Below are 17,685 nucleotides of genomic sequence, written 5' to 3' on the forward strand. Positions count from 1 at the left end.
ACGATGCGCTGGTATTGAAAAACTAAGGAACTCTCATGAAAAAAAGTATTATTGCTCTTTTAGGTCTTGCCGTCATTTTAGGTGGCTGTTCTAACAAAGTCTCTTACGGCGATGCGCAAGCAACAGAAACCACGACTATCGATTTTGGCTCAACAGATTTACAAAAAATCGCGGCTGAAATGGTGGATAGCATGATGATGTCGGGCTCTGTAGCAGCAATTACTCGTGACCAACGTCCTATCGTTTTTGTTGAGCGAATTAAGAACAAAACCAGTGAACATATTGACACTGAATCCATTACTGACACGATCTCTACTAAGATGTTGAACTCAGGTAAGTTCCGCTTTGTTGATATGGATCGTGTTGAGTCTGTGCGTGAACAACTTAACTTCCAAAACACGGATGAGCTTGTTAACCAAAGCACAGCGATCCAATTTGGTAAAATGGTTGGTGCTCAATACATGCTTTACGGCAACCTATCTAGCATTGTGAAAAATGCAGGTAGCGATAAAGATGTATACTACAAGATGACCATGCGCCTAATGGACCTAGAAACAGGTTTGATTGAGTGGGCGGATGAAACTGAAATTCGTAAAGCGCAATCTAAGAGCCTATTCGGTCTTTAATCGAACAGGGTGGAGAAGTCATCAATGGCATGGTTTTCTTGGCAACAAGCAAAACAGTTAGATCCGAGTCTTAATGCTCTCGATGGCTTCTTTACGGAGCCTCCGGTAAAAGTACAAACTGTTACCGGGGGGCTAACCAACCGCTGTTGGCGGTTGGAATCTTCTCAAGGCCTTGCATACATCTGGCGACCGACCAGTCATGTCTGCAAGGCTTTTTCAATTTCTCGTCACAGTGAATATCAAGTGCTGAATGCAGTCTCTTCATTGGAAATTGGCCCCAAGCCAGTTTTTATTCATGAGCAAGGGTTGCTGGTGGAATGGATAGAAGGAGAGGCACTGACGGAGTTAGGCTTAGCACTAAGCTATTTATTATCCATTGCGGCGAAGATTCATCAATATCCGATAAGCGCAATTCCTTTGGTTCCATTTTCATATATTTCTCGCATCGATCATTATTGGCTTGAGCTTGATGGTCAGTATGTGGGTACGGAGTTTGAGGCTTTGTACATGAAGTGGCGCACGGAACCGAACGTTGCACCTGTTCCGCTTGCCCTATGTCACTTCGATCTGGGGTGTTACAACCTAGTGCGAGGAGAGAGTGGGGTGAAAGTCATTGATTGGGAGTATGCCGGGATTGCTGACCCTAGGCTTGATTTGACCTTAACTATTCAGGTCGCGAATTCGCCTGTGGAAGAAGCGGTAAAGCAGTATTGCCAAATTCGAGGTGTCGAAGATGTGTCTCTTTGGCTGAGAGGTGTAAAAGCTTGGCAACCAAGAACCTTGGTGATGGCGATGCTCTGGTATCTACTTGCCTATAAATTGTGGGGAGATGAACAATACTTAAACAGTGCGTATGAGTTGAAAGGCTCATTGTGTATGGAAGATCACTGTTTTGAGAACTCGTGATATTTTCCCCTTTAACAGTAAGGAAATAGTGGTAGTTTTAATAAAAGTACCAGATACACACAGGGAGAGGTACACATGATTATTTACTTACACGGCTTTGACAGTACAAGCCCGGGTAACCACGAAAAAGTTCTTCAACTGCAATTTATCGACGACGACGTTCGTTTTATCAATTACAGCACCCTTCACCCAAAGCACGACATGCAACACTTGTTAAAAGAAGTGTCTAAAGTTATCGATCAATCTGATGACCCAAACCCGTTAATCTGCGGGGTTGGTTTAGGTGGTTACTGGTCTGAGCGAATTGGTTTTCTATGCGGTATCAAGCAAGTGATGTTCAACCCGAACTTGCACCCAGAAAAAACGATGGCTGGTCGAATCGATCGCCCAGAAGAGTACGAAGATATCGCAACAAAATGTGTTGATCAGTTCCGAGCGAAAAATCAAGCTCACTGCTTAGTGATTCTCTCTAAAGATGATGAAGTGCATGACAATTCGAAAACGGCAGCTGAGCTAGAAAAACACTATCAAATCATTTGGGATGAAACTCAGTCTCATAAGTTCAAAAAAATCTCTCATCATTTACAAGCGATAAAGGCATTTAAAAATACTTATTAATGTTGAGTGTAGACAGTAAAGCGGCGTTTTTATCGGCTGCTTTGCTGCGATTCCTTCTCTTGAGTATGCCGAGCCACTGTCTCTTTGAAAGGCACATTTTCTTGGTTTAACGCTTTGAATATTGTGTTCTCCTTACCGTTTTCTTACTTCCCTCCTATGTAGCACGAACACCTTGTTGTAGAGTAGTCGAAAAGTAGTCAATCCGTACTCGTTACACGGATTTTGGTTGCCTTCAAAGTTGGTCTCTATATAATGAACCGGACTAAAATAATTTGATAAATATCAAAAAAAATTGAGAGCGAGTAATAAACTTGCCCAAAAACTTCTGGCGCCGTATGCGTACCAGATAAACATGCCAAACCCTGACAAGTCATTGATAGATAAAGAATCAAAGTGGGTGGTAGTTTTTTAATCCAAGTAATTGAGACACCTCTAAGAACCAAGAATTCATCGGTTGGATGGATGCCACAAATGTTTGTGAGTCATGCATCGAGCTGAACCCCATATATTCATTTTTGTAGAGGAAAATCATTGTGACACGCATTATCGTTGTAGGCGGCGGTGCAGGTGGTCTTGAGTTGGCAACTAAGCTTGGTCGAACTCTAGGTCGCAAAAACCGTGCGCAAATTACGCTAGTCGATCGAAAAGCGAGCCACTTGTGGAAGCCATTATTGCATGAGGTTGCTACAGGTTCTTTGGACGAAGGAGTAGATGCACTGAGCTACCGAGCTCATGCAAAAAACCACAGCTTCGACTTCCAAATGGGTAGTCTTCAAGACATCGACCGTGAACGTAAAGTTATCATCTTAAGTGAGCTTAAAGACGAACACGGTGAACTTCTTATGCCAAGCCGTGAGCTAGAATACGACATTCTAGTGATGGCGATTGGCTCGACATCAAACGACTTCAACACGCCTGGCGTTCGTGAAAACTGTATTTTCCTAGACAGCCCTGAGCAAGCACACCGTTTCCGTACAGAAATGAACAACGAGTTCCTAAAGCTGCACGCGAAAAACGGTAACGGTACGGTCGATATTGCGATTGTTGGTGCTGGTGCAACTGGCGTTGAACTATCAGCTGAGTTACATAATGCTGTTAAAGAGCTGCGCACTTATGGCTTCGGTGATCTTGATTCTAGCAAGTTGAACGTCAATCTGATTGAAGCAGGTGAGCGTATTTTACCAGCGTTACCTCCACGTATTTCTTCTGCTGCTCATCAAGAGTTGGTGAAGTTGGGCGTAAACGTGCGCACCGCCACTATGGTGACTAAAGCTGAAAAAGATGGCCTTACTACAAAAGATGGTGAGAAAATCCCAGCTCAAATCATGGTTTGGGCTGCAGGTATCAAAGCTCCAGACTTTATTAAAGATATCGCTGGCTTAGAAACGAACCGTATCAATCAGCTTGTAGTGAAAAACACACTACAGACAACACGAGATGATGACATCTTTGTTATTGGTGACTTAGCACAATGCACCCAGTCTGACGGTTCGTTCGTGCCGCCACGCGCTCAAGCTGCACACCAAATGGCAAGCCAGGCATTTAGTAACATCGTCGCGAAGATCAACGGGCGCGAGTTGAAAGACTATGTATATAAAGATCACGGTTCATTAGTGTCTCTAAGTCGCTTCTCAACCGTTGGTAGTCTGATGGGGAACCTAACTAAAGGGTCGATGATGGTAGAAGGCCGTATTGCTCGTGTCGTTTACATCTCATTGTATCGCATGCACCTAATGGCGTTGCATGGTGTATTCAAAACCGGTCTGATGATGCTCGTCGGCCGCATTAATCGCGTGCTGCGTCCAAACCTTAAGCTGCACTAAGGTTTTAAATCCACTCTGTGTGGATGTGTTGTATCTTAAAAAATGCAGAAGCCACCGCAAGTCGGTGGCTTTTTGTTTATGTTAGATCTGTCGGTAAAAGTGAGAACACAACGCCATCTTTAGGCTTACCCTGAAAAATAAACCGGTTTCTGGCGATGGCTTCTTTTTGTGCACCGACGGACTCAATTAAGGCTTGGCTAGCTTCGTTGTCGGGGTCACAAACAATCTCTAGTCGAGTTAAACTTAGCTTTGCGAAGCAGAATTCTGCTAAGGCTTTAACGGCTTCTTGGGCATAGCCTTGCCGTTGATAGCGGTCGGCAACCCAGTAACCAATACTCGCCATATTAAACGTATGATATAACTCATTAACCGCTGCCATTCCAACCAAAGTGTTACTTTGCCGCTCATAGATACCGAAACCAAAAGCCTCAGTTTTGACCCAGTTAAGACGGGTTGCCAACAGAAAGTCCTGCGCGGTTTTCAATGTGACGTTTTTATCACACCAGTCAAGCCATTGGTGCAGCGAAGGGGATTCTGCAAGTAATCGTTGTAGTGAATGTGCTTCTTCAGCAGGGATGAGCTTGAGCGCTAAGCGGGGCGCAATGATTTCAAAGTCTGGACTCATGAACTAATACGACTTCCATGTTGAGTGTAAGTAAATTGAAAGCTGTCTATTTATACTTGAACGCAGCTATTTTCCTTGCTCTGCGTTGGTTAGGAATAACTGAGGTATAGCAGATAAAAACAAAGCGCAGCTTTGCTGCGCTTTGTCGAACCGCTCGTGCTTATCGAACCCGACGAACTTGAATGATCATACCCATCAACGGGTTATCTAGGTAATGAGTCTCGCTGCTACGCATACGACGTTTTTGATCCATTCGATAACTCTTCAGGAATTTCTCTTCGGTTACTGTCGGCGATATTTCTGCCAAGTTACCGACTTGGACGTTACCATCTACTTCACCTAAATCATCCGCCAATTGCTCAGTTGAGGTTGGTTCAAAACGCACCTCTCTAACACTTGGTTCGCGCAGATCTAGTGTTGTTTCGGCGAAGAGGTAATGCTGTACGTATATTTGGAATCGACCATCTAGTTCATATAAAGGACCATTGACCGTCTCTTCACTGTAACCGTCGCTGGAAAATGTTTGATTGCTATTGCCATTGATTGGGCGGCCATCTGCTTGATAAGAATCAGAGAAATCTCGCCCGCCAACGATGCGGAAAATTGGGGCGCTAGATTTACCTCGGTCACCTTGACGCCAGGCTACGTGTTTAAGCACTTTAAAGCCGGCATGATTATTTAGTGCCGCTTCTTGCGCGTTGAGACGGAAAGAAGAACTTGGCAAAAGTGTCACGCCTTTAGAGCGGCGGTAGGATTCACTCTCTAGGCTACCGACATTTTCCATATCGATTTTTGGCAGTTGATTCGGCCAAGATTCTGTTGTGCTTTCAGCGTCGACTGCTCGCTTGAAAATGATCACTTCAATATCAAATTGGCGCTGTGCCCAAGAGGGCATTGAGACACATAGAAGCAATAACGGGATCAGTATTCTCATTCGACTATTAGCTCGTTGGTAATAAATTCTGTTTAAAATCATTCAGTAAGTCTTGAACAAACTGAATGCGTTTACGTCGGTCCACCAATGGTACGCTAAACTTGAACTTAGTTGGACCTTCCATTGCAAATTTTTGCGGCTGTGATTGCAGCAGTTTAACTAAATACGCTGGATTTATGTCAGCATCAGGGTAAAACTCGATAAATCCACCTTTATCATGGGCTTCTATCTTTTTCGCTTTTAAACTACCAGCCGAAATTTTCAATTCTGAGACGGCAAGTAAGTTCTTTGTTGCGTCTGGAAGCAGACCAAAGCGATCAATCAGTTCCACTTTTAGCTCTGATAGTTCATCACTGCTTGTGACACTCGCAATGCGTTTGTACATCGACAGTCGTGTGTTTACATCCGGAATGTAATCATCTGGTAAGAGCGCTGGAATTCGCATTTCCACTTCAGTTTGCTCACGAAGCAGCTCATCCAAAGATGGCTCCTTGCCTTCTTTTAATGCTTGCACTGCTTGTTCCAGCATTTCCATATAAAGTGTAAAACCAACGGATTGAATTTGCCCACTTTGCTCATCACCAAGCAGCTCACCAGCACCACGGATTTCTAAATCGTGGGTTGCTAACGTAAAGCCAGCACCTAAGTCTTCCAGTGAAGCAATCGCATCAAGACGCTTGATGGCATCTTTGGTCATGGCTTTTGGATGTGGCGTTAATAAGTAAGCATAGGCCTGATGGTGCGAACGTCCAACACGGCCACGCAATTGATGCAACTGCGCCAAGCCAAGATTGTCCGCACGATCCATGATTATGGTATTTGCCGTTGGTACGTCGATACCGGTTTCGATGATGGTTGTACACACCAACACATTAAAGCGCTGATGGTAGAAGTCATTCATGATTCGCTCAAGTTCGCGCTCGCGCATTTGACCATGAGCCACGGTAATGCGTGCCTCTGGGATGAGTTTCTGTAAGTCTTCTGCCGTTTTTTCAATGGTTTCAACCTGATTGTGCAGGAAGTAAACCTGACCACCACGCATAATTTCACGCAGTACCGCTTCACGGAGCACTGGCTCTTCTTTTTGTCGAACAAAGGTTTTAATGGCTAAACGGCGTGCAGGAGGTGTCGCGATGATCGACAGGTCTCGCATGCCACTCATTGCCATATTCAGTGTGCGTGGAATTGGTGTTGCGGTGAGGGTAAGAATGTCCACATCCGCACGCATTGCTTTGACTTTTTCTTTTTGACGAACCCCGAAGCGGTGTTCCTCATCAACGATCAACAAACCTAAATCTTTGAATTTAATGTCGCTCGAAAGCAGCTTATGCGTACCAACGACAATGTCTACTTTACCATCGGCAACGTCTTGCAGAATGACTTTTTGTTCTTTGGCAGATTTAAAACGAGACAGTACTTCAACTCGGATTGGTAAGTTGGCAAAACGGTCACGGAAGTTTTCGAAATGCTGCTGAGCAAGCAAGGTTGTTGGTACGAGTACGGCGACCTGTTTACTGTTATCCGTTGCGACAAATGCTGCGCGCATAGCGACTTCCGTTTTACCAAAGCCCACGTCACCACACACTAAGCGATCCATCGCTTTTGCCTGGCACATGTCTGACAAGACGGCATTGATGGCCATCGCTTGGTCATCTGTTTCTTCAAACGGGAATGTTGCTTTAAATGTTGCGTATTGCCCACGATCTAGCTCAAATTTGAAGCCAGGTTTTAATTCTCGTTTAGCATACACATCCAGCAATTCTGCCGCGACATCACGCACTTTTTCTGCCGCTTTACGACGTGCTTTTGCCCACGCTTCACCACCTAATTTATGCAGTGGCGCACTCTCTTCAGCGCCGCCAGAATAACGGCTGATAAGATTCAGTGATGAAACTGGCACGTAGAGCTTGGCATCGTTTTGATACTCAAGGGTGACGTATTCCGTTTTCATACCACCGGCTTCAAGTGTTTGTAAACCGATGTAGCGGCCAATACCGTGATCAATATGAACCACAGGTTGACCGGGTTTTAGTTCCGCAAGATGGCGAATAACGGTGTCACTGTTGACGGCTTTTTTATCTTTGCGGCGTCGCTGGATAACGCGGTCACCGAGTAGATCACTTTCACAGATCAGAGCGAAGTTCAGCTCTTCGTGAATGAAACCATGCTCTGCTGCGCCTAAGATCAAGCTGAATCGATCACCCGAGTCTAGAGCTTGGTAAAGTGAGCCATGTACGACTGGCCGAACTTTGATGCCTTGCAACAGCTCCGTTAGTGCTTCACGACGACCTTCTGACTCTACCGAGAAAACGATTTTTCCGCTGAATTGCTCACTAAACTGACGAAGGCGCGAGAGCGGCTCTTTATTTTGTTGCTGAACGCCAAGCTCGGCTAACGATTGTACGGGTAGGTTTTGACGACCGGCACGCTTAACCACTTTATCTAGGCTCAATTGAGCGATAGGGAGCTGTTTTAGTTGACTGAAAAGTTCGTCTTTTTTCAACCAAAGCTGTTCAGGAGTCAAAAGAGGACGCAGCGGATCAACTTTTTTCTGGTCGTATCGATATTCGACATCGGTTAAGAAAGTATCGACCGCAGATTCGATATCACCATATGTGATGACTTGAGAGTCTTCTGGCAAATATTCAAATAAAGTCTCGGTATGGTCAAAAAACAGCGGCTGCCAATACTCAATACCAGCGGGCCACGTGCCTTTGGTCACTTGCATGTAGATTGATTCAGGCTCGCGGCGTGCGTCGAACTGGGTGCGCCAACGTGTACGGAAATCTTCAATCGCTTCTTTAGTGGTTGGGAACTCATGTGCAGGCAGCAATTGGATTTGCTGAATATCGTCGATAGAGCGTTGGTTCTCTGGATCAAACGTGCGAATGGTATCTATTTCATCATCAAAGAAGTCGATGCGGTACGGGTCATTGCTGCCCATAGGAAAGAGATCCAGAATAGACCCACGACTTGCATATTCACCTGGCCCAAATACTTGATCTACATGGCGGTAGCCTGAATTTTCAAGTTGTACACGTAACTTCTTTAGCGAGATTCGATCACCAGTTTTCACCATTAAAGTGTGTTGCAACAAAAAATCACGTGGCGATTGGCGTTGCAATACTGTACTGACCGGGACGATGGTTATGCCATCACGTTGACTTGGCAGTTGGTATAGGCGTGCGATACGTTCAGAGATGATTTCTTGATGCGGAGAAAAGTTATCGTAAGGCAGCGTTTCCCAGTCGGGGAATAGGCTTACCGTTTGGTCGGTGAATTGCTCAATCTCTGCCTGAAGCTTTAAAGCGATTTGCGGGTCAGGCACAACGAGTAGCGAGTGACTCGAATGCTGCTTGGCTAGCTCTGCAATGGCTAGAGGTAGAGCTGCGCCCGGCAAATTACCTAGCTGTTTTTTGTCGCCACGCTCTGAAGGGTTGGTGACGGAAAGAATCGTTGCTTTTGTCATAGGAATTATTTTTTATCTCGCTCCATCGAGCGCTGACGTAAAAGTTTTTGTTGTTGATACAGTGCCGCCTTTATCAGTAAATCTTGATCAGATTCTCGGAGCATCTTGTATCTAAGCGTGATAATGAAATCTTGCTCTGAAGCATCACATTCTTCTACTTGAGCGTAACAGTAAATCGCCGCAGCAGGGTGATCGAGGAACAGTTTAACACGAACGAGTTGTTGAGTAGTTAACGCTGTACCTGAGCGGAAACTGAGTTGACTAGCACCAAACTGCGTCGTTTGATAGCGAATGGAGGCGTCATCTTGTTGTGAAAGCATAAAGCTCAACAAGAGGTTAAGTTTCGCGTTTTGCGTATCAAGCAAGTTGATCACATGCTTTAACTCTTTGTTTTTCAGCTCTAGACGCGCGTTGTCTGCCAACATATCTAAGTGACTAAATTCACTGGCGACAATAAATGGTGCTGGAATTTCGGAGGCAAATGTTTCTTCATCTGGCAAAGCAAAGTCCGCACTCAACGTTTCGACGTTGATGGTGAGGTTATGATGGACGGTAAAGTATTCTTGCTCTGTCATATAGTCGATCCTTTTGCCAGTGAGCGCTCCCTGTTCACTCAACAAACAAAGAGAAATAGGGCACTGATTATCGCTAACTGAATGAAGTTATCAAGTTTAGCCGGTTTGTCCTTGAACTTTTTGCCCTAAATACAGACTTATTGCATGTCGTTGACAAATTTAGCGATTCTCTTGTCTTCTTAATGAGAAGAGTAAGGTAAGATAATCCGCTAAAGCTTTATATCAAAACAACCAGTTGGTTTGTCTTATATGTATCATCCTATCTCATTGTTTATTGGCTTAAGGTATCTTCGGGGACGCTCTGGAGATAGGTTCAGCCGATTTGTTTCTTATATGTCGACGGCGGGTATTACGATCGGTGTAATGGCGTTGGTGACGGTTCTTTCTGTGATGAACGGGTTTGAATCGCAGTTAAAAGAACGCATTTTAGGTGTGCTACCTCATGCCGTTGTTTCGCAACACGATGGAAAAACGCCTATGACCGAGTCTGCCCCTCCATTTGTTCAAGCGATGTCGAGTGAATCTCAGCCGGAACCTATCGTTAGAGGAGAGGCTGTTATTCAGAGTTCTGCACAGCTGACGGCTGGTTACCTCATCGGTATTGAACCTAAGAAAGGCGATCCGATTAGCAACCATTTGATTGCCGGACGATTATCGTCACTTCAAGCAGGTGACTACAATGTATTTTTGGGTCACAGTTTGGCGCGTTCACTAAAGGTCTCAATCGGGGATAAAGTGCGCTTGATGGTGACCAACGCAACGCAGTTTACCCCACTTGGCCGTATTCCTAGCCAGCGAAACTTTACTGTCTCAGGCATTTTCAATACGGGATCGGACGTTGATGGTCAATTAATGATTGTGAACATGACGGATGCATCTAAGCTGATGCGTTTCCCTAAAGACACGGTTTCTGGTTGGCGTGTCTTTTTCTCTGACCCATTTATGGTGACGGATTTTGCTGACCAACCCATGCCTGATGGGTGGCAATGGAGTGATTGGCGCGAACAGCGTGGTGAGCTTTTCCAAGCGGTGAAAATGGAAAAGAACATGATGGGACTTATGCTAGGTCTAATTGTGGGTGTCGCTGCATTCAATATTATCTCCGCTTTAATCATGGTGGTAATGGAGAAACAATCAGAAGTCGCAATATTGAAAACTCAAGGCATGACTCAATCTCAAGTGATGACCATTTTCATGGTGCAAGGTGCAAGCAGTGGTGTAATTGGCGCGATTGTTGGTGGCGCTGCGGGCGTGATCTTGTCACTTAATCTAAATGCGATTCTTGAATCTGCTGGTGTGGCGCTATTCAGCTTTGGTGGTCATCTACCCATCTTGATTGATTCACTGCAAATTCTTTTAGTGGTGGTATTGGCGATTGCTCTTAGCCTTGCTGCTACGCTTTATCCTTCTTATCGAGCATCTTCTGTTAAACCTGCTGAGGCACTTCGCTATGAATAAGCTATTAGAATGTCGTGATATTCGTAAAGTCTACCGAGAGGGTTCGTTAGATACGGAAGTGTTGAAAGGCGTAAGTTTCGATATCGACAAAGGGGAGTTGGTTTCTATTGTTGGCTCTTCTGGTTCGGGAAAAAGTACCTTATTGCATATTTTAGGTGCGTTAGATGACGCAACTCATGGTGAAGTTGATTTTCTAGGGCAAAACCTATCAGCTTTGAGCTCGAACAAACAGGCGGCATTACGCAACAAGCACCTTGGTTTTGTATACCAGTTTCATCACTTATTGGCTGACTTTACTGCGCTTGAAAATGTGGCGATGCCACTGATGATTGGCGGTGCTAAAGTAGCGGATGCAAAACAGGCGGCTAAAGCGCTGTTAGATAAAGTTGGTTTGAGTCATCGGATGCAACATAGACCCTCCGAGTTATCGGGCGGTGAGCGTCAGCGTGTTGCGATTGCGCGTGCATTGGTGAATAAACCTGATCTGGTCTTGGCTGATGAACCTACGGGGAACTTAGATCACAATACGGCACTGTCTATCTATGATTTGATGCGCGAGCTCAATAAAGAGTCAAACATTGCATTTTTGGTTGTCACGCATGACAAAGAGCTGGCAGCAAAAATGGATCGTCAAATGCACATGCAAGATGGTTTGCTCGTAGATCGTTTTGTGACTGATACAGCATCTGCGGAGGGCTAGTTTTGTTTACCTCTTTAGCTTTGATGATTGGTGGTCGCTTCAGTCGAGCGAAAAAGCGCAACAAGATGGTGTCTTTCATATCGCTTTCTTCGACCATTGGTATTGCGGTTGGCGTTGCTGTGATCATTATCGGTTTGTCTGCAATGAATGGCTTTGAGCGCGAGCTGCAATCGCGTGTGTTGTCTGTGATCCCACACGGCGAGTTAGAAGGTGTTAATGGACCACTTCATGACTACACCAAAACGATGAATCAAGCTCTAAAACATGAACATGTTGTCGCGGCAGCACCGTACGTTCGTTTTACGGGTTTGGCAGAAAAAGGCAGTAAGCTAAAAGCGATAGAAGTTCGTGGCGTAGAGCCTACTTTCGAGCAAGCGGTGTCGAGCTTATCGAATTTTATTGACCAAGCAGCTTGGCAAAACTTTTATGCCGGTCAGCAGCAAGTGATCTTAGGCCGAGGTGTAGCAAACGAGCTAAATGTCGCCGTGGGGGATTACGTTACGTTAATGATTCCGCAAACAGGCGGCGCAAATAAAGTGCAGGCTCCTAAGCGTGTGCGCGTGAAGGTGTCAGGGTTCTTAACGTTGAATGGCCAAATCGACCACTCTCTAGCGTTAGTACCATTAGCGGATGCGCAGCAATACGCGAGGTTAGGGGAAGGGGTCACTGGCATTTCACTAAAAACTGACGATGTTCTCAATGCGCCTTCTATTGTTCGCGAGGTTGGTAGCATGGTTGATGTTTACGTGTATTTGAAAAGCTGGCAGCAAAAGTTTGGTTTTTTGTATCGCGATATTCAGCTCGTGCGCACCATTATGTACTTGGTGATGGTACTGGTGATTGGCGTGGCATGTTTTAATATTGTGTCTACGTTGATGATGGCAGTGAAAGACCGAGCGGCGGAAATTGCAATTTTGCGAACAATGGGAGCAAAAGATAGCCTAATCAAACGGATCTTTGTTTGGCAAGGTGTATTCTCTGGTGTATTTGGCAGTCTCGTCGGCAGTGTTATCGGTGTCTTAGTGGCGTTAAACCTGACTCCGTTAATTAAAGGGTTAGAGAGCTTAATTGGTCATCAGTTTTTATCGGGTGATATTTACTTTGTTGACTTCTTACCATCACAACTACACTGGCCAGATGTCGCATTGGTGTCAGTGACGGCGATAGTGCTTAGTTTACTTGCGACGTGGTATCCTGCTTCTCGTGCCGCAAGGTTGAATCCGGCGGCTGTACTGAGTTCTAAATAGCTGATTGTTTTACAATATGCGAAAAACAAAAAGGACCGAATTCGGTCCTTTTTTGTATTTATCCGACTTGAGTAACATCGCGTTTCATTCTAACTGTTAGATGCCCCTCAACTGATAGCTCAAATGCTGATTTTTACGCAGTAAGGTCTTATCTTATTTTGCGTTTTTGCCAGCTCCGTACCACGGAGTAGCGCCAAAGCCCTCGAATTCCGAAGTAGCCAATAATCGCGGATACAACCCCACAAATTGCGCAGCCCAATAGAAATGGAGGTCCAATGGTGCTCATTTGCTGCATGATGAATTCCCACGATAGTTCAAAATGAAAAGGTTGCGGGGGAAGACGCATCACTAGAGCACCTAGCTTGTACGCAAAGTAAAATAGCACAGGCATAGTGATAGGGTTGCTGATCCATACCAAAGCGACGGAGAGGGGCAGATTGACACCCAACATAATGGCCAAGCCAGCGGCCATGATCATTTGGCTTGGCAGCGGAACAAAAGCCATAAATAACCCGACAGCAAAAGCCCCTGATGCCGAGCGGCGGTTTAAGCACCACAAGTTCGGGTTGTACAACACATTGCCGAAGACCTTCAATGCTTTTTGGCGTTTGATCAATTCATGATCTGGCATGAAGCGTTTTATCAGCTTTCTAGGCATAGGACAGCATGACTCTCTCAGAAAAAAGTTGGACCTTGGCGTTATTTGTAGCGAGCGTAATCTCGTCGGCTTGGTGGCCGACAATACCAGATTGGCGTTGGTTGCTGCTGGGAATAATAACCACTGGCTCAATAATCAAATTACGTCGTGGCTTAATTAGCATAGGCGCAATTGCGGGCTTTATGGTTGTCATCGTCCACGGCAATGTATTGGAGTCTCAGAGACAAGCCCTTTTTCAAGCAGGGGAGAATATTACCATAATTGGTAAAGTTGACAGCCCTTTTACGCAAATAAGTCACGGTTATGAAGGTATTGTCGCGATAGAAGCGGTAAATTCTCAAACTCTGTTACCTTTTCTTAAACCTAAAATCCGTCTTATTACGCCTTTTCCACTCGATGTTAACAGTGAGTTTACGACATCCATCTCGTTAAAGCCGATTACAGGTCTACGCAACGAAGCTGGCTTTGATGCTGAAAAGCACGCGATGGGTAAAAATATTATCGCCCGAGCGGTTGTTAACAAAGATGCTAAGTGGATTGTTCGTTCTAATGTATCTCTGCGTCAATCCATTATTGCCGATGTCGCTGATGATGTGTCTTCCCTTCATCATTTCTCGTTAATAAGTGCGTTAGTTTTTGCTGACCGTTCTTGGTTGTCTAAGGAAGATTGGCAAGCGCTCAGGGACAGTGGTTTACTGCATTTGGTCTCCATTTCTGGTTTACATATTGGTATGGCGTTTACTTTTGGGCTAGTCGTGGGCGGTACCGTTCGTTATCTATTACCCCAATACCAGTTGTTACCTAGCTTATATGGGCTGATCTTCGCTGTTGCCTACGCTTGGTTAGCGGATTTCTCTCTGCCTACTACGCGAGCAGTGTCGGTATGCGTTGTTTACGTTCTCCAGAAGTATACTCTGGTGCACTGGACTTCTTGGCGAGTTCTTTTGCTTGCAGTATCTCTACAACTGCTTGTCCAACCTTTTACATCCTACAGTATGAGCTTTTGGTTATCATACCTCTCCGTTTGTGCGGTATTGTTCGCAATTAATTTGATTCGACATCAAAGGGGAGGTTGGAAAGCGCGATTAAAAGCGTTATTGCTTACTCAATTGATGTTGAGCGCTTTAATCGTACCTGTTAGTGGCCATTTCTTCTCCGGTTTTAGTTTGTCCTCAATAGCCTACAACTTGGTATTTATTCCTTGGTTCGGATTTATCGTTGTACCTTTGATGTTTCTAGCCCTGTTCTCATCTTTGTTTCTTGAAATGATAGCGAAGCCTCTGTGGCATTTGGTGGACTGGTCATTACAGCCATTGAGCACGTCAATACAGTACGCAATAGGTTCTTGGCAACCTATTAGCATGGAAATGACAATGCTGGTTATGGCGATAGTGGTTTGCTTAATATTTCAACGGTTCATGTCTCAGTACGCGTGGTATTTGTTACTCGGCATCGTTATTAGTATCAAGCTTGCATCGGAGTATGAACCGCATTGGCGTATCGATGTATTAGATGTAGGTCATGGCCTTGCAGTGGTTGTAGAAAAAGACGACAAGGTGTTGCTGTATGACACTGGTAAAGCATGGCAAAGCGGCAGTATCGCAGAGCAGGTCGTCACTCCGGTTTTGCATCAACGAGGTTATGAAAGCATAGATACACTGATTCTAAGCCATTCCGATAATGATCACGCAGGCGGCCGCTTTTTCATTGAAGATGCCTTTTCTCCACAACGTAAACTTAGTAGTCAATTCTTTATCGAATATGAGCCTTGCACTAGAGGCGACCAATGGAAATGGCAAGGATTAAACATGGAAGTGCTCTGGCCTCCTGCACTTGTTCAACGCGCGTATAATCCGCACTCCTGTGTATTACGACTTACTGACCCTATTTCTAACTTTAGTATGCTTTTTACTGGTGATATTGAGGCCATTAGCGAGTGGATTTTGCTTAGAGAACCCGGAAAGTTACAAAGCGATGTGATGCTAGTCCCTCACCACGGGAGTAAAAGTTCATCGAATCCTCGATTTATCGAGTCGGTGAGCCCGAGTGTGGCGGTTGCTTCTTTAGCAAAAAACAATCGATGGGGAATGCCAGCGGAAAATGTCGTTGCTTCATACCGAAAGCTTGGCATTACTTGGCTTGATACTGGTGAGGGTGGTCAGGTAAGCTTCTTTATTCACCGTGATAATTGGCACTCAGAAACCAAACGTAGCGATACATTTGAGCCTTGGTATAGGCAGATGCTGCGTAAGGGAGTAGAATGAGAGTCTTAATGTAAGAAAATAAAGCACTTCTATGTCGATAAATACTGATGAAACGACTTGGCAGACGTTTAAGCGTCTATGGCAATTTATTCGCCTTTATAAGTCAGGTCTTGTCGTTGCAGTCATTGCATTAGTTATTAATGCCATATCAGATACCTATATGATTTCCCTGCTAAAACCACTACTCGATGAAGGTTTTGGGAACGCTGAATCTGATTTTTTACGCACGCTTCCATTGATTATTTTTGCCATGATGTTCATCCGTGGCATAAGTGGATTTGTCTCCACCTACTGTTTGAGCTGGGTATCTGGCAACGTAGTTATGCAAGTCCGTCGCATGGTGTTCAATCACTTTATGCATATGCCAGTGTCTTACTTTGATAAGGAAAAGACGGGCAACTTATTGTCGCGTATAACCTACGACTCAGAGCAAGTATCAGCGGCAACTAGCCAAGCGTTGGTGAGCATTGTCCGTGAAGGCGCAAGTATCATTGGTCTGTTAGTCTTGATGTTTTACAACAGCTGGCAATTGTCGCTAGTGCTGTTTGCTGTTGCTCCCGTTGTGGCATGGGGTATTGGTGTTGTTTCTAAACGTTTTAGAAAAATATCCAAAAATATGCAGACCATGATGGGTAACGTAACTGCATCAGCAGAGCAGATGCTGAAAGGCCATAAAGTTGTGTTGAGCTATGGCGGCCAAGACATCGAACGTAAACGATTTGAAAAAGTCAGCAACCAAATGCGTCAACAAAGCATGAAGTTGGTGACGGCTCAAGCGGCGGCTAACCCTATCATCCAAATGATTGCATCACTTGCAATTGTTGCCGTTCTTTATTTAGCAAGTATTGATTCGATTAAAGAGCAACTGACTCCAGGTACATTTACTGTTGTCTTCTCTGCAATGTTTGGTCTGATGCGCCCACTTAAAGCGCTGACTAACGTTACTTCTCAGTTCCAACGTGGTATGGCCGCGAGCCAAACGCTCTTCGCGTTAATTGACCTCGAGCCTGAGAAAAACGAAGGTAAGTTGACAGTTGAACGCGCAAATGGCGATGTTTCAGTTAAAAACGTAAGCTTTACTTACACTGGTGCAGAAAAACCAGCATTGGAAAATGTCAGCTTCGATATTCCAAGAGGAAAAACGGTGGCGCTAGTTGGCCGTTCTGGCTCAGGTAAAAGTACCATCGCGAACTTGTTCAACCGCTTCTATGATGTTGACAGTGGATCTATCACATTAGATGGGCATGATATTCGTGATTACGAGCTAAAGAATTTACGTCAGCAATTTGCACTAGTATCGCAAAATGTTCATTTGTTTAATGACACGATAGCAAACAATATTGCGTACGCAACGGATGGCCAATATGAGCGCAGTGATATCGAGAAAGCGGCAACACTCGCGCATGCGATGGAGTTCATCAGCAAAATGGATGATGGACTTGATACCATGATTGGTGAAAATGGTGCTAGCTTGTCTGGTGGTCAACGCCAACGTGTTGCGATTGCGCGAGCTCTATTGCGTGATGCTCCAGTGCTGATTCTTGATGAGGCAACTTCGGCTTTGGATACCGAATCCGAGCGAGCTATTCAAGCTGCACTTGATGAGCTGCAAAAAGACAAAACGGTACTTGTAATAGCGCACCGCTTATCCACAATCGAGAAAGCCGATGAAATTCTTGTGGTTGATGATGGTGCCATCATTGAACGTGGCAACCACGCTGAGCTTATTAAGAAAAATGGTGCGTATGCACAATTGCACCGTATTCAGTTTGGTGAATAAGC

General features: G+C 44.9%; 14 protein-coding genes. 9 read left to right on the forward strand and 5 right to left on the reverse strand.

The features are described from left to right. Positions 1-35: 35 nt before the first annotated feature. The 4 genes from lpoB (at position 36) to R7Q38_RS10325 (ending at position 3,973) form a co-directional block, all read left to right on the forward strand. Complete coding sequence (gene lpoB, locus R7Q38_RS10310; protein WP_005378467.1) at positions 36-626, forward strand: penicillin-binding protein activator LpoB; 591 nt, start codon at positions 36-38, stop codon at positions 624-626. Positions 627-650: 24 nt separating this feature from the next. Continuing rightward, complete coding sequence (thiK, locus tag R7Q38_RS10315; protein ID WP_213866963.1) at positions 651-1,532, forward strand: thiamine kinase; 882 nt, start codon at positions 651-653, stop codon at positions 1,530-1,532. A 75-nt stretch (positions 1,533-1,607) separates the two neighbouring features. Continuing rightward, positions 1,608-2,150: an alpha/beta hydrolase YcfP gene (gene ycfP, locus R7Q38_RS10320; RefSeq protein ID WP_005378464.1), complete on the forward strand. Its 543-nt coding sequence runs from the start codon at positions 1,608-1,610 to the stop codon at positions 2,148-2,150. Between the two features lie 533 nt (positions 2,151-2,683). After that, a complete protein-coding gene (locus tag R7Q38_RS10325; RefSeq protein ID WP_005378463.1) occupies positions 2,684-3,973 on the forward strand; it encodes an NAD(P)/FAD-dependent oxidoreductase in 1,290 nt (429 codons plus the stop codon). A gap of 76 nt (positions 3,974-4,049) precedes the next feature. Here the strand turns inward: R7Q38_RS10325 and R7Q38_RS10330 are convergent, their stop codons facing one another. The 4 genes from R7Q38_RS10330 to R7Q38_RS10345 all read right to left on the reverse strand — a co-directional run bounded on the left by R7Q38_RS10330 (position 4,050) and on the right by R7Q38_RS10345 (position 9,576). Then, the gene (locus tag R7Q38_RS10330) at positions 4,050-4,598 is read right to left on the reverse strand and encodes a GNAT family N-acetyltransferase (RefSeq protein WP_005387823.1); all 549 of its coding nucleotides are present in this window, start codon (positions 4,596-4,598) and stop codon (positions 4,050-4,052) included. 160 nt (positions 4,599-4,758) lie between these two features. Further along, the gene (locus R7Q38_RS10335) at positions 4,759-5,532 is read right to left on the reverse strand and encodes a peptidoglycan binding protein CsiV (RefSeq protein ID WP_005387825.1); all 774 of its coding nucleotides are present in this window, start codon (positions 5,530-5,532) and stop codon (positions 4,759-4,761) included. A 7-nt stretch (positions 5,533-5,539) separates the two neighbouring features. Further along, on the reverse strand, positions 5,540-9,001 hold the full coding sequence (gene mfd / locus R7Q38_RS10340; protein WP_239938931.1) for a transcription-repair coupling factor: 3,462 nt from the start codon (positions 8,999-9,001) through the stop codon (positions 5,540-5,542). 5 nt (positions 9,002-9,006) lie between these two features. Then, positions 9,007-9,576: a PilZ domain-containing protein gene (locus R7Q38_RS10345; protein WP_239938929.1), complete on the reverse strand. Its 570-nt coding sequence runs from the start codon at positions 9,574-9,576 to the stop codon at positions 9,007-9,009. A 249-nt stretch (positions 9,577-9,825) separates the two neighbouring features. Here R7Q38_RS10345 and lolC point away from each other — a divergent pair, with 249 nt between their 5' ends. The 3 genes from lolC to lolE are packed head-to-tail and all read left to right on the forward strand — an operon-like array spanning position 9,826 to position 12,981. Continuing rightward, the gene (lolC, locus tag R7Q38_RS10350; RefSeq protein ID WP_053349430.1) at positions 9,826-11,034 is read left to right on the forward strand and encodes a lipoprotein-releasing ABC transporter permease subunit LolC; all 1,209 of its coding nucleotides are present in this window, start codon (positions 9,826-9,828) and stop codon (positions 11,032-11,034) included. Continuing rightward, positions 11,027-11,734, forward strand: a complete 708-nt coding sequence (lolD, locus tag R7Q38_RS10355) for a lipoprotein-releasing ABC transporter ATP-binding protein LolD (RefSeq protein ID WP_005378457.1) — start codon at positions 11,027-11,029, stop codon at positions 11,732-11,734. Before lolC ends, lolD begins: the two co-directional genes overlap by 8 nt. Positions 11,735-11,736: 2 nt before the next feature. Next, positions 11,737-12,981, forward strand: coding sequence for a lipoprotein-releasing ABC transporter permease subunit LolE (gene lolE, locus R7Q38_RS10360; RefSeq protein WP_064376276.1), 1,245 nt, complete (start codon positions 11,737-11,739; stop codon positions 12,979-12,981). A gap of 148 nt (positions 12,982-13,129) precedes the next feature. Here lolE and R7Q38_RS10365 read toward each other — a convergent pair whose 3' ends face one another. Continuing rightward, complete coding sequence (locus R7Q38_RS10365; protein ID WP_005387834.1) at positions 13,130-13,639, reverse strand: DUF2062 domain-containing protein; 510 nt, start codon at positions 13,637-13,639, stop codon at positions 13,130-13,132. An 8-nt stretch (positions 13,640-13,647) separates the two neighbouring features. Here R7Q38_RS10365 and R7Q38_RS10370 point away from each other — a divergent pair, with 8 nt between their 5' ends. Together R7Q38_RS10370 and msbA are read left to right on the forward strand one after the other, a co-directional pair. After that, positions 13,648-15,903, forward strand: coding sequence for a DNA internalization-related competence protein ComEC/Rec2 (locus tag R7Q38_RS10370; RefSeq protein ID WP_213962930.1), 2,256 nt, complete (start codon positions 13,648-13,650; stop codon positions 15,901-15,903). Positions 15,904-15,934: 31 nt separating this feature from the next. After that, on the forward strand, positions 15,935-17,683 hold the full coding sequence (gene msbA / locus R7Q38_RS10375; RefSeq protein ID WP_186584398.1) for a lipid A ABC transporter ATP-binding protein/permease MsbA: 1,749 nt from the start codon (positions 15,935-15,937) through the stop codon (positions 17,681-17,683). Positions 17,684-17,685 lie beyond the last annotated feature (2 nt).

This window comes from Vibrio sp. Vb0598 (assembly GCF_033338935.1).
Classification (GTDB): Bacteria; Pseudomonadota; Gammaproteobacteria; order Enterobacterales; family Vibrionaceae; genus Vibrio; species Vibrio alginolyticus.